This is a genomic window from Paenibacillus sp. EKM301P, from assembly GCF_011800295.1.
GTDB classification, from domain to species: Bacteria; Bacillota; Bacilli; order Paenibacillales; family Paenibacillaceae; genus Paenibacillus; species Paenibacillus polymyxa.
Genome location: NZ_JAALFM010000003.1, coordinates 314740 through 338162, shown reverse-complemented (window position 1 = coordinate 338162; position 23423 = coordinate 314740). Strand labels below are relative to the sequence as shown.

The following is a 23423-nucleotide window of genomic DNA, read 5'->3' as shown; positions in this document are numbered from 1 at the left end:
AGGACGGAAGTGGCTTACATCATAAAAAAGCTGCCCTGAGGGGCAGCGAAGTAGCTTGCTTTTATGAGTGTGTTTGGTTGATTGCGCGCTTGGTGTGAAGGTACTTGTCCATAATACGGTCAAGCCTGGAGGATTTGTCCAATACACGTTCATCTCTTAATCCGTGTAAGTCAGCCATGCGATTCAGTTCACGGCGTTCTTTTTCCATGAGTTTTTCCAATTGTTCGAGGTTCACAAAGCCCACCCCCCATGTCGATTGTAAGGCATGTCTCCACTAGCGGCAGAAGTTTTTTTGATAACGATGTTATTTCCATTTTACCACTTTTTATTAACATTAATCCAGCTTTCCTGACATTTAGCGACTAATAATTATGGTTTTGCCAACTTTACCCGATTGCGTCCTGACCGTTTAGCTTCATATAATGCTTCGTCTGCTTTTTCGAGTATGTGCCTTGATGCAATGACAGGAGAACTGCCTGCTCCGATGGATACGGTTAAAGAGATTATGGTTCCGTCATTCAAGAGAAAACATTCATTTTCCACAGCTTTCCGGATCTTCTCAGCAAAGCTTGCCGCCTTTTCGGTATCACAATCTCCGAGTAAAATTGCAAATTCCTCTCCGCCCTTACGGGAGGGATATGCCCTTGTTGTAGATTCCCGGTTTAACAGAATTCCCAGTTGGCTTAAGACGGTGTCTCCGTTCAAATGACCATACGTATCATTAATTTTTTTAAAGTGGTCAATATCTAGCATCACGAGTCCAAAGGGTTTTTTTGTAGTCTTGGAAGCATGAAGTACCTCTTCGAACAGCGCATCAAAAGCACGCGGACTGTATAACCCGGTTAAATGATCCCGGTTTGCAGCTTCTTCCAGCAGATGAATAGCCCGTTCTGTTTTTCTGATATGGGACATCATAAAATAAGTGAACAAGCCGCCCAGCATCTTAACGGTTGTGATTATTATAATAGTTTCCGAATTCGGAGGATTAGCCACAAAGAAAGTAGATAACAGCGACACAACAACAGCTCCAAGCACGGCTGACATCCATTTGCTGAGTGTTAGCCTTTTTTCTCGAATAAAGATAAGTGAAACGACTAATGTCATGAAGCAATTGACAGTAGCAGTCAAAGAAATATCCGTCCAACCTCCAGTGATGTAAATACGGTACAGGCTTATGATCAGGGTGGTCAGCAGACCGGATACCGATCCCCCCATATAAACAGATATGATAATCGCCAGTTGGCGCAGATCAACCACAAAGTGCCCACGGATCCATAAACCGGTCATCATTAACAGAATGCCAAACAGACCCAGCATTAAACCGTTCATTACCCGATGAATGAGTGCGTGGTTTTTCAGGTAACGTTCATATTTCCGGGAAAATAAATTTCCAAAGAATAAGAAGCTCGTTAATAACGCAAAATTGTTAATTAATTCTTTTAACATATCCCTGTCCTTTATGCTGTAATGTGAGTTGTAGTATCGTTGGGAATAAAGAAAAAGGCCTCGTTTCTATATTTCGGTAAAAAGTAGATATGAATGAATACCAATCGACCACAAACGATTCTTATGTCCCTTACGTTTCGTTGATCTACGTGGTACAGTGTAAGGACTATGACCGGAACGGGTGATCGTATGAAGGAACCAATTCACATTTCGGTGCGTCCACTTGTGGAATATGTGCATCGAAGTGGCAGCATTCAGAGCGGCTTTCGTTCGAATAGCAGTATGCAGGAAGGAACTCGCGTGCATCAGGTTATCCAGAAAGGTTACAAGGAGCATGACCGCAAAGAGGTGCATTTACGTACAGAAATTTTGTATGAGGGTGAATTGTTTATCATTGAAGGCCGCTGTGACGGACTGATTGAGCTGGATGGCGTATGGACGGTTGATGAAATTAAATCAATCTCTCAGCCCCTCGAAGATATTCAGGGGGACGGCCAGCCGGTGCACTGGGCACAAGCATTTCTGTATGCCTATATGATTGCTCGTGAGGAACAGCATCATTCCATGCAAGTTCAACTTACTTATGTACAAGCACACAGTGAAAATATTCGCCGCTTCAGACGGATGCTAGCTTTTGCAGAGCTGGAGGCTTTCGCTCAGGAAATGATTGCTGGTTATGCACCGTATGCATTCCTGCTGAGAGCACATGCGGAGAAGAGGGATACCAGTATTGCTATGTTGGAGTTTCCTTTTGACACGTATCGCTCAGGTCAACGAACTCTAGCGGGTTCGGTGTATAAGACGATTGCCGAAGGGGTTAACCTGTTTGCCAAAGCACCCACAGGTATTGGTAAAACGGTATCCACTTTGTATCCTGCGATTAAGGCGATTGGCGAAGGACTGGCTAGGCGAGTATATTATGTAACGGCTCGTACCACCACTCGGGCAGCAGCTGAAGAGGCATATGCCCGAATGCAGGCCCAGGGGTTGCATATGCATGTGGTAACGTTGACGGCGAAGGATAAAATTTGCTTCAAGGATGAAAATGATTGCGATGCAGGAGCATGCAGCATGTGCGAGGGCTATTACGACCGGATTAACGGTGCGGTGTCCGATATTTTGGCGAATGAGACGTTAATGACGCGGGCGGTGATTGAGCATTATGCGCGCAAGCATAAGGTATGTCCCTTTGAATTTTCGCTAGATGTGGCGTATGCCTCGGATGGTATAATCAGTGATTATAATTATGTTTTTGATCCACGGATTTCTCTGAAAAGATTGCTGGAGGAGCACAAGCGAAAAGGTGTTGTGCTGGTGGATGAGGCGCATAATCTGGTGGAACGCGGTCGGGACATGTTTTCGGCGGAAATCCTGAAATCTTCTTTTTTGGAACTGAAGAGAGAATTTAAGTTGCTTAGCCCTGAGATTGCTGCGGCTGCGAGTGCAGTGAACGCACATATGATTACGCTGCGCAAGCTGCATGCAGATACAGAAAAAGCAGTGGAAACATCAGCACCGCAAGGGGTGCTAGAGCTGTTAGTGCCTTTTGTGGAAGCTGCTGAACGTGAACTGGTGACGGGGAGCAGTACAAGCCGCGCAAGCAGTGAGGGGACGGCCTACGCATTGCTTCTGGATACGTATTTTACCGCTCAAAATATGCTGCGAATCGCTGCTCTATACGATGAACGTTACATTACTTATATTGAAGCGGGGCGCAGTGAGGTGAGGATCAAGCTGTTTTGTCTCGATCCTTCGCATTTGCTGGGACAGGCTGTAAAGAACTACCGCTCAACTATATATTTTTCGGCGACATTGACACCGCTTGCTTATTACCGGGACATGCTCGGAGCAAGCGAGGAAGACTATACGTTACAGGTCCCTTCCCCTTTCCATCAGGAGCAATGGGATGTACGCCTGCTGCCGCTCTCCATCCGTTATCGGGATCGTGAGCGTTCCAAAGGGGCGATTGCCGATATGCTGGCTGGATTGGTTGCTGAGCGGAAAGGGAACGTCCTTGTGTTTTTCCCGTCTTATCCGTATCTGCGTGAGGTATATGAGGAGTTCATGCTTCGGGACGTGTCTGCAGATACGTTGGTACAAAGTCCAGGTATGACCGAACCGGAGCGTGATCGGTTCCTGGACACCTTCCAGCCTGGGCAAGAGCGTACCCTGCTTGGGTTTGCCGTACTGGGGGGTGTGTTTGCTGAAGGCGTCGATTTACCGGGTGATCGCTTAAACGGGGTAGTGGTCGTCGGCGTCGGCTTGCCGCAAATTGGAGCGGAGCGGGATGTGCTGCGGGATTATTTTTCGGAACAGGGACGAAATGGTTTCAACTATGCGTATGTATATCCGGGGATGAACAAGGTCCTTCAGGCAGGAGGCAGACTTATTCGCACAGAGCATGACGAAGGGCTGCTGGTCCTGGTAGATGATCGTTTTGCCAAGGAGCCATATGCTTCTTTGCTGCCAGACGAATGGAAAAGCTACCGTTTGACGGAACAAGCGGATTTAAGGAAGGAATGGATGGACTATGAATTTTAATTTTCATAATGACTCCATACGCGGGGTGCTGCGTAGCTTTGGACATGAGGATGCCGAAGTAGATAATATAGAGACTTTTGTGACATTTGCGCGCTTGGCTAACGGTATTTTCAGGGAAATGGATACAGATTTGACCAAGTTGGGGGCTTCTCAGGGCCGGATTATTGTTCTTAGTCTGTTGCATTGTCATGCGCCGCATCGCATGACACCATCGGAGTTAGCGGAAAAAGCGGATGTCACGCGTGGAACCATGACGGGGTTGATCGACGGATTAGAGCGAGATGGCATGATTGAACGTGTGGCTCATGAGAGTGACGGACGGATGGTGACTGTCGGCTTAAAAGAGGCAGGACGAGAGCTATTAAGTAAGATAGTCCCTTATTATACGAAGCTGATTCGGTCATGCATGTCTGAGTTTACGCCACAGGATCATAAGATGATGAAGGGTTTGCTTGGAAAAATGAAAAACGGTTTTGAGCGGTCGTTGCCGAAAAGCTGAATCCCTGATGTCGGGGATAAGGAATAGGAGAGGGAAATATGTTCTTTTATACAGATGAGGTCTATGAAGGCCGTGATTTTGGCTCAATGGATGCCAGAGAAGGCGAGTGGAGAAATTGCGAGTTTACCCGTTGTCGCTTTCGGGGTGTAGAGATGAATGAGTCTCTTGTAGAAGGTTGTACCTTTGTGGACTGTGATTTTACCGGAGCCATCCTGAATGCATCTCACTACAAGGAGTCCGCTTTTACCAATTGTCTATTCACCAGCGCGAATCTGTTTGTAGTCCGTTTTGATAACTGTAAGCTGGTAGGTTCAGACTTTGCGGGAGCAAATATGGATGGGATCACGATTACGGGCGGAGACTGGTCCTATACGAACTTACGTCATGCAGATTTAAGAAAACAGGATTTGCGAAAAATACGCTTCAAGGAAGCTGATTTATCCGAATGCCATCTGGAAAAGGCAGATTTGCGGGAGGCGGATCTTACTCGGGTAAGGCTGCACAAAGCCCACCTTCAAGGAACAGACCTGCGCGGTGCGAAGATGGATGGCGTGAATTTTAAAGATCTGGACATAACTGGAGCCAAGCTGGATATCGAGCAGGCCGTAGCAGTGGCGCGCTCCTACGGAGCCAAGGTAGATGGTTAAAAGCACGGAGATACAGGGGCTGTCTCGACCTGTGTTACCCCGTGCTGGAGAATTGGAGAATACTAAGTCTGAAAAATTATTCTTTATGGGATGCCGGCAGTAGCGGAATCGCTGCTGCCGGATTTTGATTTGGCAACTGATCAACTCCCACGGGATCTAGAGGCTGTTGTGGTACTGTCCAGTTGCGTGCCGTATCTGCGGCAGTTTGCTGCTCCAGCAGGCGTTTGGCCACTTCGTAGCACTCATCAATATGCCGGTTGCCAATGGTCCGCATTGCAGTAAAGCCAATCGCTGCGGCTAGTCCTTGCCCCAGTAGAGGGACAAACTTGCTAACCTGCTTGGTGGCGATGCGAATGCCCATTTTCTGCAAAATCTTCACGATGGCTTCTCGGGTGATGAGTCGTCCGATTAGCTTGCTGCCAATTGAAGTGATAAAGCCATACACCATCGACTTTGTTTCTGCATCCAGACCCTCCAACTGCTGCTCAGATAATCCGAATTTTTCATTAATGGCAGGTAGTAGCTGCATCAAAATGCCGACATCAGCAAGAACGTCAGCCCCTGGAATGGGGACCAATACAGCTCCCCCTGAAGCTGCGGCCCTTTTCGTCACCATGGATTTACACTCTTTGCGGATCTGCTCCAACTCTTCTATTGTTCGGACTGTCATATGCATCTCTCCTTCCTACGCTTCCGATTAGGACCCATGCCTCTACCCTGTTATTACACACATTTCTACCTTTTTTAAGCATGGAGCAGATAAAAAAATCCCTGATGCACGTACTATCACACATTTACTCCTGTGTAGCGATCAGGCATAATGAAGGATGGTTGCCGATAAAAGAACAAGCCTGTTTTACGGGGATAAAGGAAGGAAGAGACAGATGAGTCAGACAAACGTTTATTTTAATCATGATGGTGGAGTGGATGATCTAGTATCCCTGTTTATGCTGCTTCAGATGGAACAGGTTCATTTGACCGGAGTATCGGTTATTCCAGCAGATGGTTACCTGGAGCCGGCGACGGATGCCAGCCGTAAAATTATTGATCGTTTTGGACAAAATAAAGGGCCTGTTGAAGTCGCCAAGTCTAATTCACGCGGTAAAAATCCGTTTCCTGCCGCTTGGCGTTTACATTCCTTCTATGTAGATGCATTACCTGTGCTGAATGAATCGGGGCGAATGGAAGCACCGCTTTCATCCCTGCCAGCTCATCAGCATCTAATTGAAAAGGTACGCGGAGCTGAAGGTAAAACGCTGTTGCTATTCACTGGACCGCTAACCGATCTGGCACGGGCGCTGGATGAAGCACCGGATATTGAAGCCAAGATTGAAAAGCTGGTATGGATGGGCGGCACCTTTGAAAAAGGGAATGTGGAGGAGCCGGAGCATGACGGTACCGCAGAGTGGAATGTGTTCTGGGACCCGGAAGCGGCCTATCGAGTATGGCAAAGCGGCATCACAATTGATCTGGTAGCGCTGGAAAGCACAAGCAAAGTGCCTTTAACTCCAGCCGTACGCAATCGTTGGGCTGCCGAGCGCCGATATGAAGGCGTTGATTTCCTGGGCAATTGTTACGCAGGATGTCCTCCGCTCGTGTATAGCGAGACCAACTCAACATATTACCTGTGGGATGTACTGACCACTGCATCTGTAGGACGCCCGGATATTGTCAAGAAAAAGACGGTGCATTGCAGCGTTATCGCAGAAGGCCCAAGTCAGGGCAGAACGGTGGAACAGGCGGATGGACGCCCTGTGAACCTGGTATATGATACAGACCCGGAAGCTTTCTTTACGTATATGGCGGATTTGGCCAAGCAGGCTGCTCCCAAACGTTACTAAGTCCAACTGTCCACAAACGTGTGGCATACAGTGATCATACTGCCTAGTGCGTATGCATAGCTAAAACCCGTGACGCTATCTGTCACGGGTTTTATTAATTGGCCCAATATGATCGCAAGCCTACCGTTTGTTCAGGCTGACTCCTGGTATATTTTCAGGGTAAACTGGAGCGTAATCTCCGTCCCTCTACCAGGTTCGCTAATCCCTGTCATTTTACCATTCAGTCGTTTCAACAGCTGTTTGGTAATCTGCCAACCCAAGCCGGGATTGTCATATGAGGGAGAGTACCCATGGTCATGCTCAAGCCACAATTTCAGCTTATTCGGAGATATACCAATTCCGGTATCCTTCACCCGTACTTCCAATTCAACCTCAGGCGCATCGGTCACAGATTGAGTGGTTGCAGATAAGATGACTGATCCTGTGCTTGTAAACTTCACTGCATTATCCACCAAATTAATCAGCATACGCCGAATTTTAGCCTCATCCCCGATAAAAATAGGCGAACTGGCAAGATTCCAATCCAGCTTCAATTCTAAATTCCGTTGCACAGCTACTTCTGTGTACAAGCTCAACACATTTTCCATCATCGTTCTCAGGTCAAATGGGTCCTCAAGATCATCAATCTGTCTGGATTCAATATTGCTATAATCCAAAATATTATTCAGCAGCATCAAAAGTGAGCGACTGCTCGACTCCATGATACTCATATATTGCTGTTGTTCTTCTGTTAACTCCGTGGTCAGCATGAGATCCGTGGCTCCCCAAATTTCAGTGAGCGAAAACCGAATTTTATTACTCAGGGAAGAAATCAAATCCAGCTTGTTCATAGAAGAGACTTCAGCATCGAACTTGTCTTTTTCCAGTTCTACCACATAACCCAGAAATACAGCCATAGCCTGAAGAGCCTTTATTTCCGTTTCTGTCAAATGGGCAGATGGCGCATCCAAAACACAAATGGTTCCGTAAGCCTGACCATCTTTCATGCGAATAGGAATTCCTGTAAATGAGTGGTTCCCAATGGTTTTAGTCACATCTAAACCACATGTATGCGGGTGAGTAGACGTTTCCGAAATGGTGAGATAATCGGCGGAATGGTTCAGCACTAGACTGCAATAGCTAAGCTCAAAAGGAAGCTCCTCACCATTGCGAACCAGTACCTCTTCCCGGTTAAATGAATCTAAAATCACATTGGTAACCCCATCATTAGCGGCAATAAAAATGGTATTTACATGTAAAATATCACTCAGCACATCAATGACGTGTGCGGTAGCTTCTTGAATACTATTATAAAAACCTGTAGGTGAAGTAGTCATGTGTCTCCAATCCTGATGCAAAGTGGTGGTTATCAAAACTCTAGTAGTTTGTGTACCCCATTTCTGGTTCTCTGAAAGTGTTGTTGGAGCGTATCCTTAATTATACATGATTATTTCGTTATAACCTGAGTCTTCTATTTCCAATTACCTATTCGTTTGCACAAAACTTCATGTCGCAGGCCGAATGCTAGCCTTTCTGGGAAGGTTTTTGTTTGTATTATTACACATTCACGAAGAAATATGATTATTTTCATTCTGTTTTCATAAGTTCATATGTAATCTCATGATATGAAAATTGTGTAATAAAATAGGAGAATTGAACCAGTAATATCATGTAAATATTCTATATAATAGGTTCAGAGGTGGGATTATGAATAGACGGGAAGCCCTAGAACACTTCCATAAGACCTATGGGGAAAATATGTTGAATGATAAATTGCGTCAGGTAGCGGTTTTATATGAGCATAGAAAAGAAGAGCTTATCTTTTCCTTTATCCAATCTTTTCAAACGATTTGCTTACAAGCCAATTCTGCAGAAGCGGACAAGACAGCAATTGGTTACATTACCTATTCTATGAGGCGCACGTATCTAAGGGAGCGTATTTATAACTATATCATCGAAGTCTATGGCCCAAACTGGTATTTTGATCCTCGTCCTTGTCATGGATTCTATGATGCAGTCTGGTCGTTCAGCTTGTTGGCAGAACTGGAGGACGAACTGAATCAGCTTCGAAAACCTTATATGAATAAGGTTATTCAGCCTGATGTCGAGCGATATGTCCTTCAGGTTGCGTGGGAATTTCATCAATACATTTTGAAATTAGCTAAAGACGCTATACAGCAGGCTGTACAACTCCCTGAATTCCAAGCATTGAAATGCGAGAACGATTTGGAAATAAGAATAGGAGAGTATAAAGGAATCAGTGAGGTGGTGTATCCAACAGCTTATGGAGTACTACATGATTCAACAGGATAATCGTATTACAGAGTATATGTTTCCAGTAGAGACAAATCGTAGACAAATGTTGGAATGGGCAGAACGCTCATTGTGTACTGATGAAGAGTCTATTTTGCAATGTTATGTATCAGGCGATGCGGACTATATTGATTTTATAGAGCAACCAGTAGCCATTGTTTCTGAGCAACTAAAGGAAATCTTTGATATATACCAAGCCGGATTACGCTGGAAGCTGATTGTTTTTGCTGATATGCAGCGTATGCAGCAAACGAGGTATTGGCTGGCTCATCCGCCTAGCCTGATGTGTTTATCACCACTTAGCGAATGTCATAGGGACGGTACACTGAAGAAAATCATTTTAGATGAATATGCAGTCGAGAATCATAAGATATTCAGGGTTCAGCATGCCAATCAGCATATCATTGTGGACCTAGATGTAGCTGAATGTATTTTGAAGTTTAATCTGGCTGGCTTGAAATTACAAAAGGTCGATACGGAGAGGCCGTCTATATAAAGGAGAGTCCGATCATGAGTGAGAGCTATGTAGTGGACGGGGCACAGATACAGTGTACCTATGGAAGTCATTCGGGCAGGTTTAGTGTTTCAGCTAACAGGGGGATTAGTATTGGTGATAAATTGCAGGGGAATATTCAGGATTTTCACCCGCAGACGCATATCCCATCTTTCGGCATGTGCCGTAGTATGCACAATCCTACAGTTTCTTCTGCTAACAAGGGCAATTCTGGGAGAATCATTCCGCAACCCTGCATACCGAGCGTGTCTATGCCTTGGTTGAATGGAAAGAAGGATGTATACGTAGATCAATCTCCGGCTCTGATGAGCTGCTCCACGAACCTATGCATGTGGTGCGGAAAAATTTCATTCACGTCAGATGGGCAGGAATAGCTGCTCATTGTAGAAACATCACATGTTAAGACAAATGGAGGGAGTAAGATGGGACTGGCAGGAACTGTGCTGACTTATGGAAATATTAGAGTGAATGCGCCGTATGAAATTGTCCGTCTACTGGATGTTCAATTGACACTGAAGGTAAATGAGCACGGCAAAGTGTACATCACTGCTCTCATACCGGATGAAGATCATGCGAAATATGATGTTTTAGCGCATGATGAGGATGTGCTAGAGGTATACGAGATGGATGAAGATCGAGGCACAGTAAGCATCTTTAAAGGAATCGTCACCCATATTAGAATTGGATTCAAAAATGGTGTATATCACATGTACATAGAGGCAGCCTCTTTTACATATATGCTGGATCGACAACGGAAAAATTGTTCGTTTCAAAACAGCAGCTTGACGTATTATCAATTGTTTCGGGAGCTTATAGATAGCTATCCACACGGCGATTTTATTGACCTGACAGACAGCAACCAAAAGCTCGGCGGCTTTACTATTCAGTATGGGGAGAGTGATTGGGAGTTTCTGAAAAGGATGGCCTCTCATCTGCACACTGGACTGATTGCCGAGATTACATCCGTATTTCCGCGACTATGGTTAGGTACCTCAAAAGAACAGGTGAAAGGTGAACTGAGCAGCATTAACTTTTCCCTCCAAAAAACAAAGTCAGGCCCCCAGTATACGTATGCTGAAGTGGAGGACACGAAACGTTTTGAACTTGGAGATGTGGTCTTGTTTCGACGAAAGCATTGGGTTATTGATCAGATTCATGCAGAGATGAAGCAGGGCATTATGACATATGACTACGTTCTCGTTCCAGAAGCGGGCATTCCGAGGGAGGTTATACATAATCAGTTTATCAAAGGTGCTTCTATTGAAGGGAAGGTTATTGAATTAAATAGCGAAAACGAATCCGTTAAACTTCACTTGTCCGTAGATTCCACGCAGTCCAAGGCTGAAGGGCGCTGGTTTACTTACCCTACTATGTATACCGGTGATGGGATCGGCTGGCATTGCATGCCCGAGCTTGGGGATCATGTCCATTTGTATTTCCCATCCAACAAAGAAAAGGAAGCTCGTGTAGTTCAATCCCTGCGTAAGAGAGACTACACAGGAGATGAAATCAGCCAGCCATCCAGAAAGCTGCTTCATACCAAATCACAAAAAGTGGCGAGATTCGATGATAAGGAATTGGCCCTCTCTACCCAGAAAGACAAGATACTTGTACGCTTAAATCCTGCATCTGGTATTCACGTGTACAGTCATCACGATCTTACCTTTCACGCCGATACAGACCTGGTGCTGCATGGCAAAAAGGTACAGATGACCGCTACTCGCGAAATATCTCTGACGTGCAAAACCAGCTATATCCGAACCGATGGAACACTTCATATCAAGGCTAGTAAGTTCATGAAAAATCAGATGCCTGATGCCGAATTGAAAGCTTATCAATCCCTGATTCAAGAATTGAAGGGGAAGGGATATCCACAATGGGTACAGGATTTGCTGCTTCAGTACAAAGCCGACTACTACAAGGCCGTGGCAGCAGGGGACAAAAAGGGGGCCAAGGAAGCAGCGGCCAAGGCCAAGCAATTGCGTCAGCAGGTGGCAGAAATAGATCGTATGCCTGCCTGGGCCAGAGCGCAAATGCATGGATACACGTCCCAATGGTGGGAAGCGCATGGCGCAAACGACAAGGTCAAGCAAAAGCAGATGCATCTTCTCGCCAACCAACTGCGTGACAACGTGCTAATCAACGAGCTGATTCGTGGTCATTCAGCCAAATCCTATCTGGATGCGAATCGGCTGGAGGAACTGTCCGGGCAATACGCAGATGCGGCCCATAAGCTGACCGTTGCCGACCAAAAGGCTATGGCTAAGGAAGCGGCCGCTCTGCGGAGTAAGTACGGGGTGAACAGTCAGCTTGCCAGAGAGAATTTGAACAAGCTTGCCAAGAAGTATCCAGACAGCTTCTCGTACAAGCTACCAACTACAGGCGATTGGGATAAAGAGCTTAACGCCGCACTGCATGATTTTGCGGAAAAATACGGCCTGGAGAATAAGGGCTATGGTCGGGATGTACTGGCCGTATACCTGCATCAAGTAGCCAATGGTATTCTTCCATGGCCTAAGGTTAATAAGGCTGCAACGCCAGCAGCTCCAACAACGAAAACGGAACCGGGCAAGAAGACGCCGACTACTCCTGATAAACCGTTGAAAGAGGAAACGAAGCCATTAGATCCTAAGGATTATAAAGATGGATTGGTAGCGGTGAAAAAGATTGAAAGCTATATAAGTAGTAAAGGCATAAAAGGTAATCAAGCCCGGGCTCTGTACAGAGTAAACGATTATACCAATAACAGTATCATTCAAAAGAAGCTGTCCTCGAATCGTAAAGCACCGCTTGTGTTTTTCTTTGAAGGGGATGGTTCTTATAGTTATAAACAAGAAGACCACCCGGAAGGTCGATATGGAGCAATGGCAATTGTGGTGATAGACGGCGAGATTAAGTATACAAGCAAAAATGCCAGCACACTTCCTGATTATGAGAGCAAGTATAAAACGGTTAAAGATGGAGTATATGAGTTTGTAGGCGGGTTGCATTTGAGTACTTATCCTGCTTTGCGTATTCGGAATGGTGCACCAGTTCCAGCAACCAAAGGAAGTCAAAAAAAGGAGTGCACAGCAGAAGGTGTAAATATACACCAGGGCTATAATGCTGATAAAAAGCCTAAACCAACTTCGACAGCTTGTATAACGGTTCATAAAGACGAGTATGTCAGATTTCTGAGTTCAGTAGGCGTGGTGAAGAACTCATTAAATGAAAAAGCTAATCCTGTAGAAGGATTAGCTATTCTTGATCGGAAGGATAGAACAAAGTGAAGATAATCAGAAGCATATTAGTCATTCTTTTTTTAATTATGTTGTCAGCATGTAATGCTTCTCCAAAAGACCCCACTTCTTTTTCTTCGAAAACAGTAGGTGTGACTTCAGAAGTGATGGCATCAACTAATAAAAATGATAAAACGGAGCTTGTTAAAGAAAAAAATAAGAAAGAGTGGGCTGTAACGATAGAAGAAGGCAGAGAAGATCCTGAAACCTATTTAGTTCAGCTGGAAGGGACAAAAGTCGAACGGTTCTTAAATGCCAAGAAACTGATTAGTCTCCTACAGCCGAAGGAGGATAAAGAGAAATATCGAGATTCCTATGTAGATGTAGGGAGAGTTCAAGAAGATGGGAGTCAAGTCGCATTCGTATTAGATTTATTTAATGAAGCGAAATTAATAGTACAGATTTATGATTTGGATTCGGGTAACAAAGTCAATGAATTTAAGCTACCTTATAACCGTCCGGTAATTTCTCCTGATTTAACCAAGTATTTATATGAGGATAAAGATAAAACGTATATATATGATACGGTAACAAAACAATCAACAGCTATTCATTTAGATGGAAGTTCTATAGATATAGATGACATTCATCTAGGACAATTTTCACCAGATAGTACCCAGTTTTGTTTTACCGACAGCCAGCAGAATCTTGTTATATTTGATGTATCGGATTATAGAATCCTTAAGAAAATCCATATAGATTCTGGTATGGCGATAGTCAACCAATGGACTCAGAAGAATCAATTAATCTACTCTATTGATTCCATGTCTGTAAATAAAACGTACTTGTTAAATTTAAATAATGAAGAGCGGCGCCTTTTAGGCAAGGGGATGGAACAGCCCTTAATGTCTCGAGATGGTTCGGAGGTATGGTTTGAAAAGTTAGACTCGCCATCTAACTATAAACTGAATATAAATACAGGTTTAGAAAGTAAAGTCGCATCTATCACTATAATTAATGAAAATATGGCGACACCTGTGCAGTGGTTTTACACCGCTAATGACTTTTCTAAGTATGAAAGTGAGATAAAAGTGCATCAAATTAAAGCTTCATCGACTCTGCCAAGTAAAGGCACGCAAACTTATGACGCCAAAAATTTGGTAGATAGAGATTCATCTACTGCATGGTGTGAAGGCGTGAACGGCAACGGGGAAGGAGAAACAATAGTATTAGACCTGGGCTCTTTACAAAAGGTAAATGGCATCCAAATTATTAATGGATATGCTAAGTCTGAAAAAAGTTATCGGGAGAATAATAGAGTTCAACAACTAAAACTGGAATTCTCGGATGGTTCCTCTTTAGAAATGAATGATTTTAACACACGTAAAAAATTTAAGGAGCCTATTCATACCTCATTTATCAAACTTACGATTTTATCAGTTGAACGTGGAACAAAATATCAGGATACATGCATTTCTGATATACGGCTTTTCTAGCATTCTTACAAAAGGGAGATAGCCTATGAAATGGAAAGAGCCAACGTTTGGTGCAACCCCTATGTTGAAAGCTTTAACAACCGCTAATGCACACAGAAAAGCACAGGCTTTTGATCTGGTGGCAGAACAGAAGAAACAGAAACTGAATTACCCCGACTGGGCCCAGTCCTGGCTGCGTAAATACAAAGAGGACTGGTACATCGCTCAAGCCAACGGTGATGAGGTAGGCATGCGTAAAGCACAAAAGCTAGCAGGGGGGCTGCGAAGCAAATTACGTGAAATGGCCACATTCCCCAAGTGGGCTCAAGAGGAAATGAAAAAAGAAACAATCCGCTGGATGACTGCAGAGGCAAGCGGGAATATCAGGGAAAAGTTAGCTGCTGAGAAGGCGGGACGAGCCATTCGAGAGAAGTTGGGGCTGATTGATACTAGTATTAAAGAGCCACCAAAAGAACCAGTTACCAATAAATCAAAGGATGGTTCTAAAACTGAACAAGCACCTCCTGATAAATCAGGAAATGATAGCTTTGAAGCTGAGCTTGCTAAATTTCCGGAATCATACAGGCCAGCTCTATTAAAATTACACAAGCAGCATCCTTCTTGGCGCTTTATAGCAGAAGAAACAAATGTAGATTTTAATAGTTTTCTCAAGGCAGAAATGAAAAATGGACTGGTATGTACGGAAGTAGACAAATATGGATATTCACCATCTTGGAGAGACCCTAAGTTCAAATATGATAGAGGATATAACGCTGCTTCTCCTAAGGCAGTTTCATATTTTTTAGACCCGCGTAATTTTTTGACTGAGTCTCGTGTATTTCAATTTTTGTCGGGAAAGTATGATAAGAACACCCAAAATAAAGAAGCTGTTAATAAAGTGCTAAGCAAGAGCTTGGCTAATAAAGGGGATGTATTCTTAAAGGCAGGTGGCAATGAAGCGAGTGCAGTATTTTTAGCAGCAAAAGCTATGGTTGAATCAGGAGGCGGAACTTCAACTTTAGGTAAGGGACAGGTTCCGGGATATATCGGATGGTACAATATGTATGGCATTGGCGCAAACGATGGGAGTGCGCTCAAAAATGGTGCAAAAAAAGCTAAGTCAGAGAATTGGAATTCTGTCGATAGTGCAATAATTGGCGGAGGTAAATGGATTTATAGGAATTATATTCAAACAGGGCAAGATACGCTTTATAGCTTAAAGTGGAATGTAAATTCCTTTAGGAGTAACGGAACTGTTAGTAAGCAGTATGCCACGAATATTATGGATGCTTATGTAAAATCGGATCGCTTTTCCAAGGGTCTTAAAACCGTAGATGCACCTCTTACTTTTAGAATACCCGTATATAAGAATATGCCTGCAACGGCTTGTCCTGAACCTACACAGGCTTCATCAAGGTAATCAAGCTAGTATAAAATAGGCATTTTGAAAGAAGGGAAAGTGTGATTAGTGATAATTTATTTGCACTCGTTTTAGTTGTTTTAATTCTTAGTGGTTGTGGTGTGAATAAAGAGGCCGAGGTAAAAAATATCGCTCCTAAACCATCTACATCAACTGTTGTTAGTCCTGAGATAACGGAAGGTACTAGTAAAGTTACTGTGGAGGATACTGGGAAAACTAATGTGCAAGATTCTAACACCTTAGATCAGTTTATAAAAAAAATTCAACCCCCAAATGAGCAGCTTCAAAAAGTATTAAAAGAAGATTTGGACCGTGATGGAAAGCTGGAATATGTGCTTGCTTTTGGATTAGAAAAAGGGGGGATTGACAACATATTTGTAGTCCGGGAGGATGCTGGCTATCACATCATTGGTAAATTAGAGGACCCAGTTATGGTTGCACATCTTAATACAGACATGAAAATTATGAAGCTGGATCAAACAGAACAAAAATTTATAGTTGTATATTCCACTAGCGAAGTGGATGAGGCCGAAGGATTCTCTATATTTACTGTAGACCATAACCGAATTAGCAACCTGAATTACAATTATCCAGAAGCAACAGGGCAAGGGAGCAGGAAGCTAGAGGACATTAATAAAGATGGTGTTTTTGAGGATGTGAGTTACTACCGTTTTCAGGATACTCAGAAACATACAATAATAACTTATCAAAAATTCGACAGTACCGGACCCGAAAAAACAAAAGTACTATATGAAAATAAGAATAAAAAATTTGTATATCCCACGGATCCCAAAGACATTATTCAAAATTATTTGGAGGATCATTATCTTAGGAATCGCTTCTTTATACACTTGCCTGAAATGGCGGAATTTACTGCTTTGTCAGCAAGTCCAAAAAATAATTTTGAAAGTATCATAGATTTTTCCGCTATGGACTATACAGGATTAGACTTGAATGTAAAAGAGATTGCTTATGAGGCTAATCAGCGGGTGTTTTTGGTAAAGAGTAGCTCAGAAGAAGAGGAATCAAACCAAGGACTTGTATTTACGTTAGAAAAGCAGTCAGGCATGTGGAAGATTATGAGTATAGAGATGAACGATAAATTGTAGAAAGCGTGATCTCCAGCATGAGTTACTTGAAGTATGTGCGAATTTGTTACGTGCTGTTATTACTCATTTCCTGTGTAGTGCTGAATGGATGCATGAAGGGACAGGATCCTCCAGCAACAGAAACAAATCATACACTTTCTCTCCAAAATGACGTTAAAACGATTTCTTATTCGAAAATGTTGGATGCGTTAGTTCAAAAACTTCGTATAGTCAACGATGAGAATAAGGATTCTGATATCAGACAAAACAAGCTTGAGGAGTTCACACAGGAACTTAATTTGTTGTTAAACGAGCCAGAAAGTGTAGAGATGAAGGATGGAGAATTAGTAGAAAAGTTCGATAACAATTTCACTATCTTAACAAAATCGTTTCATTTAAAAAGTGGGCAGCTAAACGTTAGGGTTATGAATTATAGAGCACCTAAAACGCTGACAGGTACGATCGGAGATAAATACACATTTATTCAGTGGTGGAGTTCGAAGCAACTTGTACTCGCCCAGATGATTGAGGATGGCGGGCCAGAATTGACTACAGCCTTTGTGGTTCGAGATTCAGACCAAGGAATACAGTTGTGTTTAGGGGGACATGTTTCCATATATCATCCAGACCCCGTATTTGTTGATTTGTGGGAGTTGTCTGGACAAAAGTGGATGCAGAAAAGTATAGATGTAGGTAAGATGAAGCTCCCAGATGCGTGGGAACTGAACAAGGATATGAATGGGCCTATTATTATTGAGAATCGACAACATGATAGCATGAGTATCGAGGTTTTAGACCACGGCGATGGTTTCTTAATAAACAGTGAGGATTCTGAACAAAACCTTATCATTGAGTTCTCCAAAAGTGGAGAAGTCCGTATTGATTCCGAATATAGCATCGCCTCGAATACCCATGGTGAACCGCAAAGCTATGAGCTCACTCGAGAGAAGTATTCAAAAAATGGGATCGTGATTAAATACCCTCAAATTACAAAACTCAAGGATATTGCAAAGCAAAAATCTTTAAACCAAATTCTTAAGACTGATGCTTTAGAAGGGTTACAAAACTATGCGGATTCCAATTCTGGAGTTCATGTCGAAATTGATTATGAGATCAAACGACAAAGTGAACGATTCTTGAGCGTTCAATATAAGGGTATTCGTTATGTGAAGGACGCAGCCTATCCTACTCATATGTTTTATACGACGAACCTGGATATGAAGCAGGCTTCAAGGATAGGATTGAGGGATTTGGTAAAAGTCGAGAAACCTTTTATTGAGCTTATAAAAAGCGGGAAGATTACAGCTGTTCAGCCGGAGCAACAAGGATTAATCGGTGATTTCACAAAAGATGATTTGATGCAATTGTTAGCAAACGCAGATGTAACCAAAGGTTCGCTTGCGGAAGTAGAAATGGAATCGTTTAGTTATCTCACAAATGATTCGTTGGGGATGAGTGTACCTATGGCTCATGTAGTAGGGGACCATGCGGAGTATGAAATTCATTTTGCACAAATTCCAGAGAATATCAGGCAGAATGAGGAACTATGGAGTGAGCTAAGTTCTGTTGAGGATCAGTCTGTTTCCACAGTTGGCGGTGAAAAATTGGATACCGACCAATATGAAATTGAAGAGTCGCAGTCTTTTCAAACTACTCTCGAAGGCTTTGGAAAAGTACGTTTTGTATCCACATATGGGTATCCAGAAGGTTTTCGTAAATTCTTTTTCTTCCTACTGGATGACCAAGGACATATTCTATATCCATTCCCCAATTTCTACGGGAACCGTGAGTGGGTTGCACGTTACGGAGGAGTAGAAGCAGTGGCCTTCAAGGATGTGAATAAGGATGGATTGAAGGATGTTATCATCATTGCCGATGTTGACAACGGGATTCATGGGCCTGGTAGAGTTGATGAATTCCCTATAGCGGATATTTATTTTCAGAAAAAAAATAAAACTTTTACCACGCTCCCTGCATTAGATGAGACTCTTAACGATCAGGGACATAATCAAACCATTCAAGATGTCGTTCAATATGTAAGCAAACAACGGATAAACGTAAATTAACCGACAAAAGGGAGCGGTAACATGGGATATCCAATCATCAAGTATAACGGGACGGTTTTATCTCTTAAAAACCCGAAAGTTAAAGTTGTACAGAAAATGAATGAGCATGTGAAAGTCTTTTTGACAGGTGTGTTAACGGGTGCCCAAATGGAAGAATATGCAGATCATATGGAAGCAGGGGCGAAGTTAGTTGTATCTTATGTGAATGATGATCAAAAACAGATTGTATTATTTCGAGGATTAGTCGCGCAGTTTAGAATCAAGTTGGTGTCCAATGTAGCCCATTTGGTCGTCGAAGCTCTATCCTATACAAGCCAGCTGGATGAAGTGCTTCATAGACAAACTTTTCAAAATGTAAAGATGAAGCTGCAAGTATTGCTCGAACATGTGCTCAAATCCTATCCCAAAGCCAATTGTACGAGCCGCTTAAAAGATCAGCTTTTACAGGAATTTACGATGCAATTCGACGAAACAGACTGGTCGTTTTTGAAGCGTATAGCGTCTCGACTCGGTTGGGGACTGATACCTGATCCGATTGGAGAAAAACCTCAGTTTTATTTTGGATTACCGAATGGTGCGAATCAAGGCGAGCTCAAACAGTATAACTACTCCATGACCAGAAAAACCAAACCAGGTTCCGGCAAGGACGACAACCTTTTGTATTATAAAGTGCAAACGACAGGAGCCAAAGATGTCCTACTGCAAATTGGGGCTGAGGTTAAATTTAAAGGGAAAACTTTATACGTCCTGCAGTCTGTGGCGTTTATACGTCATAGTGCTTTGTGGCATGAGTATGTGCTGACTACAGCGGATGGAATGAAGCAGGATTTGATTGTAAATGAGAGCATTCGTGGCATCTCGTTGAAGTCCAAGGTCATTGGAATCGAGCAGGATCATGTGAAGGTTTTCTTTTACGAAATAGACAAGGTCAAGCCGAACGTAAAGGAAACCTACGCATTTCCAACGGCTACATTTTATACATCGGAAGGAAATACAGGATGGTACTGTATGCCGGAGTTGTTTGACTTTGTAGACATTTACTTTCCGACCGCTAAAGAAAAGGACGCCATCGTAACTCATTCAATCCGCAAGAGATCCAAAGGGGGCGACTTTATTAAGGACCCGTCCACGAAGATCTTTATGACCAAGTACCGCAAAGCCATTATATTTGAGAAAAATGAAATTTTAATCACGGGGAACGACGATGAAGTAGTGATTCGACTGCTAGATGACCATGGCATCGAATTGCGCAGTAAAAAGGACATCCGTGTTAAGGCTGATGGAAACCTAGTACTCAATGCGGGTAACACCATACAAGTCACAGCCAAAGATGCCATCGGTTTAAAATGTAAAACGAGTTTGGTCGAAATGGACGGAAACATCAAAATGACTGGAGAAAAGATAAAGACGCAGTAAATAAAACCACCAAGGGAGGGGAAAAGCATGGCTAAAGTAACTACAGGAGCAATCGTGAATGAGAAAACGCCGACCCAGGAAGATATGGTTCAAGAATGGAAACGTAAAATAAGCAAAGGCGAATATCCTTTTATTTATATAAATCAGCCTCTCGCTCAAAGTGAAAAACGTTAAATAAGTCAGGCAACGTGTAAACAAGGCTCCTTAGGAGCCTTATTTCTATGTTCATCTGTGCAACTTTCACCTAACATACAGTTACAAAGACCTATTCCGCCCAAGCTATGTACTATGACCAGAAATACTGAATCCAATGACTTTATACTTATTTTTCCTCTCGGCTATATCACTCGTAAATAGGATGCACTATAATTATACTACTTCTTAATTTGGGAAAAATTAGACGTTAACATTTATAATAGCCCTTCTCAGGAAGAAGGGGTCTTGTATTTGGGAACTTCGCTGTCGATAAACCAATCTGGCCCAGAGACGTCGATTACTTCTTTGGTTTTATAACTGTAATAAATAGTAATTTTGCTGTCTTCGTGACCTTTAATGTACCCATACAGATATATTCTTGAGTGGATAGCCGGATCGTCCACAACATAATCTTTTAGTATGAAATCAGCATTATAGTGTTCTTTAATAAATTCCACGCCGATCGGAGTGGCGACGTCTACTAATTCTTTTTTCTCTTTGTCGGACAAGCTGGAACAACCTCCTAAATACATAATAATTAAAATAAGTGCCAGAATCAGTTGGATTTTTCTGTTCAAGTTACAATTCTCCTTTTCTGGTAATCACCTTTTTTCATAACTCTATAATATATTTACACAATAGACAAGGTGGGAATAACTTGACCTACATTAACGACAAAACATATTGGACCATTGCAGATAGAGTGTATGACCGGGATTTGACTGCTAAAGATGCTAAGAGCAGAATTCTTCCTGACTGGAAGATTGTTGAACCTGAAGGTGCTATGCTGCATGACACAAACGGTTCTGGATTCGATGCGACGGTATTCCATAACGAAAAAACCAATCAGGTGATCATCGGTTATAGGGGGACAGAACCTCCAGATCGGCCCAAGTGGAGCGTGGCGATGGACTGGGGGACGGACATCAGCGATGTCGTCGGAGGACGCGCAAAAACGTTGGAAGAAGTCCATCATTATTATGAAAATAATAAGGAAGAGGTGGCTAAACTCCCACCACAAGTGCAAACTGCATTTCTTCAATATGAGGAAAAGTATCAGAATAATCAATTTACACAAGCTCAAAATCTATATGATGTCGTAAAAAAGGAATACCCCTCTGCTGAAATATCTACCACAGGCCATTCTCTGGGAGGAGCGGAGGCAGAGTATGTGGCGGTACGGAACGGGCTGTCTTCAGTCAGTTATAATGCACCAAGCATTGTCCATCTTTTATCGGATGATCTTCAAAAGAAGGTGGAAAACGGCGATTTTCAAAAGACGAATGTTGCCTATGTCAATCCGAAGGATACCATCGGTTCAGGGGTTAAAGATGCACAGCCACATGTGGGTGCAACCTACTTTATAGACAATGATTATAAGACAGCTAATGCAGCCAAAATCACTGTTCCTGTTTCATTACCAGTCGAAAGAGAAAATAAATGGGCCAATTTTTTTTTGGGACCCAAATGGACTCCCATTGTTTATGTCCCAATTACGTTGCCCATGATGCAGCAAGATGCAATTACCAAGTTCTATAATTCGGTATTGGGTGAAGCAACGCATAGCATGGATCATTTCACATTTGATGAAAATGGCAATATTAGCAATCCGCTGTACACCATGGATGGACAATTGGTAGAAGGAAATCCGCGGGTCCAAGCGTACGAGCAAATGCTGGCTGCGCAGGCAGAGCTCAAGCAAGTTATGGGCGATTTGGTCGAACGCTACGGTGGACAACTGGGTGCCTTCGGTCAGTTTGCTGCTAATGCCCTAGGTGTGAATTTGATGGGAGCAGGCCAACAAAATGGCCGCGCTAATGGTGGAGCTTATTTTGTAGGCAACAAAAATGGGGGTACAATTCAATTAACACCTGAAGAGCTAAAGCATGCGGCTAATCAGATGCGCTCTAGCTTGCATGGATTTTCTAGTGATACCCGTACGTCCATTCAGTTATTTCAGGCTCATATCGGAACAAGTGAAAGTCAGTCTTTGACCCCGCTTGCGCATAGTGCTACGGCGACACTGGATCGAATTAATCGCTGGTATCAGGAATCGATTACAGAGATAGCAGAGTACATCGATCGCAAGGGTCAGGAATTTACGATGGTGGATCAATAAGAAAGAGCAGCTGGAAGAACACAACGGGAGGCGAAAGAGATGAGCAGAATATCTTTGAGCCTGGGGGATCTGCGGAGGGCTGTACAGCAGTGCGAGCAGCTAAAGCAAAGACTTCAGCATCAGGAGCAACAGATGAAAACTATATATAGTCGTCTGCAAGACTGGCGGGGTGAATCAGCTGCTGAATTAACACGCAAAATGGAGGCGTTCCTCCAAGGAACCACATTACGGATACACGAGTTGGATGAGCATAAAGAGCAGTTGAAACGTTATATTCGCAAAATGGAAGAAGCTGATCGGCGGGAAGAAAAGCGCAAACGAGCAGTACAATGGTGATTAGGCGTATATCATAGCTAACTTTATGTTGTTGTGCCAGCTACATAACTTAAAAGAACCGTACTATCGCTAGGGGACTTCTGCGGGGTACGGTTTAATGGTGTGTACATAAAAAATACATATATAGTAGAAGAAAAAATATCTCCCGAAATGCGAAAATAGCATCTTTGGAGTCTGTAGCTTGAAGTTGCTGTTATTTTGGAGCATTGTTGTACGGGCTACAGTTAATGTAAGTTTCATCTGATCAATGGAAATAGCTACTTATTTCCTTTCGTTGTTATCAGCCCTTTGGTAGGATGGATCTAAACCG

The 23423-nt window shown here is 43.1% G+C and carries 21 protein-coding genes; 16 read left to right on the top strand and 5 right to left on the bottom strand.

Annotation, left to right across the window (positions count from 1 at the left end; genetic code table 11):
* Nucleotides 1-61 precede the first annotated feature (61 nt).
* A complete protein-coding gene (locus HFD99_RS09745) occupies nt 62-235 on the bottom strand; it encodes an aspartyl-phosphate phosphatase Spo0E family protein (protein ID WP_013373596.1) in 174 nt (57 codons plus the stop codon).
* Between the two features lie 134 nt (nt 236-369).
* A complete protein-coding gene (locus HFD99_RS09740) occupies nt 370-1446 on the bottom strand; it encodes a diguanylate cyclase (RefSeq protein ID WP_167440879.1) in 1077 nt (358 codons plus the stop codon).
* A 168-nt stretch (nt 1447-1614) separates the two neighbouring features.
* Here HFD99_RS09740 and HFD99_RS09735 point away from each other — a divergent pair, with 168 nt between their 5' ends.
* Genes HFD99_RS09735 through HFD99_RS09725 form a run of 3 tightly spaced genes read left to right on the top strand, consistent with a single transcriptional unit; the run spans nt 1615 to nt 5133 of the window.
* Entirely contained in the window at nt 1615-3987 is a 2373-nt protein-coding gene (locus tag HFD99_RS09735) for an ATP-dependent DNA helicase (RefSeq protein ID WP_167440878.1), read from the top strand.
* Nucleotides 3977-4486, top strand: coding sequence for a MarR family winged helix-turn-helix transcriptional regulator (locus HFD99_RS09730; RefSeq protein WP_016822737.1), 510 nt, complete (start codon nt 3977-3979; stop codon nt 4484-4486). The genes HFD99_RS09735 and HFD99_RS09730 overlap by 11 nt, the downstream gene beginning before the upstream one ends.
* A 38-nt stretch (nt 4487-4524) precedes the next feature.
* Nucleotides 4525-5133 (top strand): pentapeptide repeat-containing protein, encoded by a 609-nt coding sequence (locus tag HFD99_RS09725; protein ID WP_167440877.1) that lies wholly within the window; start codon nt 4525-4527, stop codon nt 5131-5133.
* A 76-nt stretch (nt 5134-5209) separates the two neighbouring features.
* Here HFD99_RS09725 and HFD99_RS09720 read toward each other — a convergent pair whose 3' ends face one another.
* Nucleotides 5210-5803: a hypothetical protein gene (locus HFD99_RS09720; RefSeq protein ID WP_017428635.1), complete on the bottom strand. Its 594-nt coding sequence runs from the start codon at nt 5801-5803 to the stop codon at nt 5210-5212.
* A 214-nt stretch (nt 5804-6017) separates the two neighbouring features.
* Between HFD99_RS09720 and HFD99_RS09715 the strand changes: the two genes are divergently transcribed.
* Nucleotides 6018-6974 (top strand): nucleoside hydrolase, encoded by a 957-nt coding sequence (locus tag HFD99_RS09715; RefSeq protein WP_013373589.1) that lies wholly within the window; start codon nt 6018-6020, stop codon nt 6972-6974.
* 131 nt (nt 6975-7105) lie between these two features.
* On the opposite strand, the gene HFD99_RS09710 is transcribed toward HFD99_RS09715, so the two are convergent.
* The gene (locus HFD99_RS09710) at nt 7106-8290 is read right to left on the bottom strand and encodes a GAF domain-containing sensor histidine kinase (protein ID WP_117288796.1); all 1185 of its coding nucleotides are present in this window, start codon (nt 8288-8290) and stop codon (nt 7106-7108) included.
* A 370-nt stretch (nt 8291-8660) separates the two neighbouring features.
* Between HFD99_RS09710 and HFD99_RS09705 the strand changes: the two genes are divergently transcribed.
* Genes HFD99_RS09705 through HFD99_RS09660 form a run of 10 tightly spaced genes read left to right on the top strand, consistent with a single transcriptional unit; the run spans nt 8661 to nt 20637 of the window.
* Complete coding sequence (locus tag HFD99_RS09705) at nt 8661-9266, top strand: hypothetical protein (protein ID WP_123797766.1); 606 nt, start codon at nt 8661-8663, stop codon at nt 9264-9266.
* Nucleotides 9250-9762: a hypothetical protein gene (locus HFD99_RS09700; RefSeq protein ID WP_016822743.1), complete on the top strand. Its 513-nt coding sequence runs from the start codon at nt 9250-9252 to the stop codon at nt 9760-9762. Before HFD99_RS09705 ends, HFD99_RS09700 begins: the two co-directional genes overlap by 17 nt.
* 14 nt (nt 9763-9776) lie before the next feature.
* The gene (locus tag HFD99_RS09695) at nt 9777-10154 is read left to right on the top strand and encodes a DUF4280 domain-containing protein (RefSeq protein ID WP_017428631.1); all 378 of its coding nucleotides are present in this window, start codon (nt 9777-9779) and stop codon (nt 10152-10154) included.
* A 48-nt stretch (nt 10155-10202) separates the two neighbouring features.
* Nucleotides 10203-13049, top strand: coding sequence for a phage baseplate assembly protein V (locus HFD99_RS09690; RefSeq protein ID WP_123797765.1), 2847 nt, complete (start codon nt 10203-10205; stop codon nt 13047-13049).
* Entirely contained in the window at nt 13046-14494 is a 1449-nt protein-coding gene (locus tag HFD99_RS09685; RefSeq protein WP_167440876.1) for a discoidin domain-containing protein, read from the top strand. The genes HFD99_RS09690 and HFD99_RS09685 overlap by 4 nt, the downstream gene beginning before the upstream one ends.
* Nucleotides 14495-14519: 25 nt before the next feature.
* A complete protein-coding gene (locus tag HFD99_RS09680) occupies nt 14520-15893 on the top strand; it encodes an N-acetylglucosaminidase (RefSeq protein WP_123797763.1) in 1374 nt (457 codons plus the stop codon).
* Between the two features lie 41 nt (nt 15894-15934).
* Nucleotides 15935-17002 (top strand): hypothetical protein, encoded by a 1068-nt coding sequence (locus tag HFD99_RS09675; RefSeq protein WP_123797762.1) that lies wholly within the window; start codon nt 15935-15937, stop codon nt 17000-17002.
* 17 nt (nt 17003-17019) lie between these two features.
* On the top strand, nt 17020-19047 hold the full coding sequence (locus HFD99_RS09670; protein ID WP_123797761.1) for a DUF4163 domain-containing protein: 2028 nt from the start codon (nt 17020-17022) through the stop codon (nt 19045-19047).
* A gap of 21 nt (nt 19048-19068) precedes the next feature.
* Nucleotides 19069-20463: a hypothetical protein gene (locus HFD99_RS09665; protein WP_016822752.1), complete on the top strand. Its 1395-nt coding sequence runs from the start codon at nt 19069-19071 to the stop codon at nt 20461-20463.
* Between the two features lie 27 nt (nt 20464-20490).
* Complete coding sequence (locus HFD99_RS09660) at nt 20491-20637, top strand: hypothetical protein (protein ID WP_016822753.1); 147 nt, start codon at nt 20491-20493, stop codon at nt 20635-20637.
* Between the two features lie 251 nt (nt 20638-20888).
* On the opposite strand, the gene HFD99_RS09655 is transcribed toward HFD99_RS09660, so the two are convergent.
* The gene (locus HFD99_RS09655) at nt 20889-21236 is read right to left on the bottom strand and encodes a hypothetical protein (protein WP_016822754.1); all 348 of its coding nucleotides are present in this window, start codon (nt 21234-21236) and stop codon (nt 20889-20891) included.
* 80 nt (nt 21237-21316) lie between these two features.
* On the opposite strand from HFD99_RS09655, the gene HFD99_RS09650 reads away from it, so the two are divergent.
* Nucleotides 21317-22777 carry a lipase family protein gene (locus HFD99_RS09650; protein WP_016822755.1) on the top strand — a complete coding sequence of 487 codons (1461 nt, stop codon included), beginning with the start codon at nt 21317-21319 and terminating at the stop codon, nt 22775-22777.
* 39 nt (nt 22778-22816) lie between these two features.
* A complete protein-coding gene (locus HFD99_RS09645) occupies nt 22817-23113 on the top strand; it encodes a WXG100 family type VII secretion target (RefSeq protein WP_016822756.1) in 297 nt (98 codons plus the stop codon).
* The last annotated feature ends 310 nt before the right edge of the window (nt 23114-23423 follow it).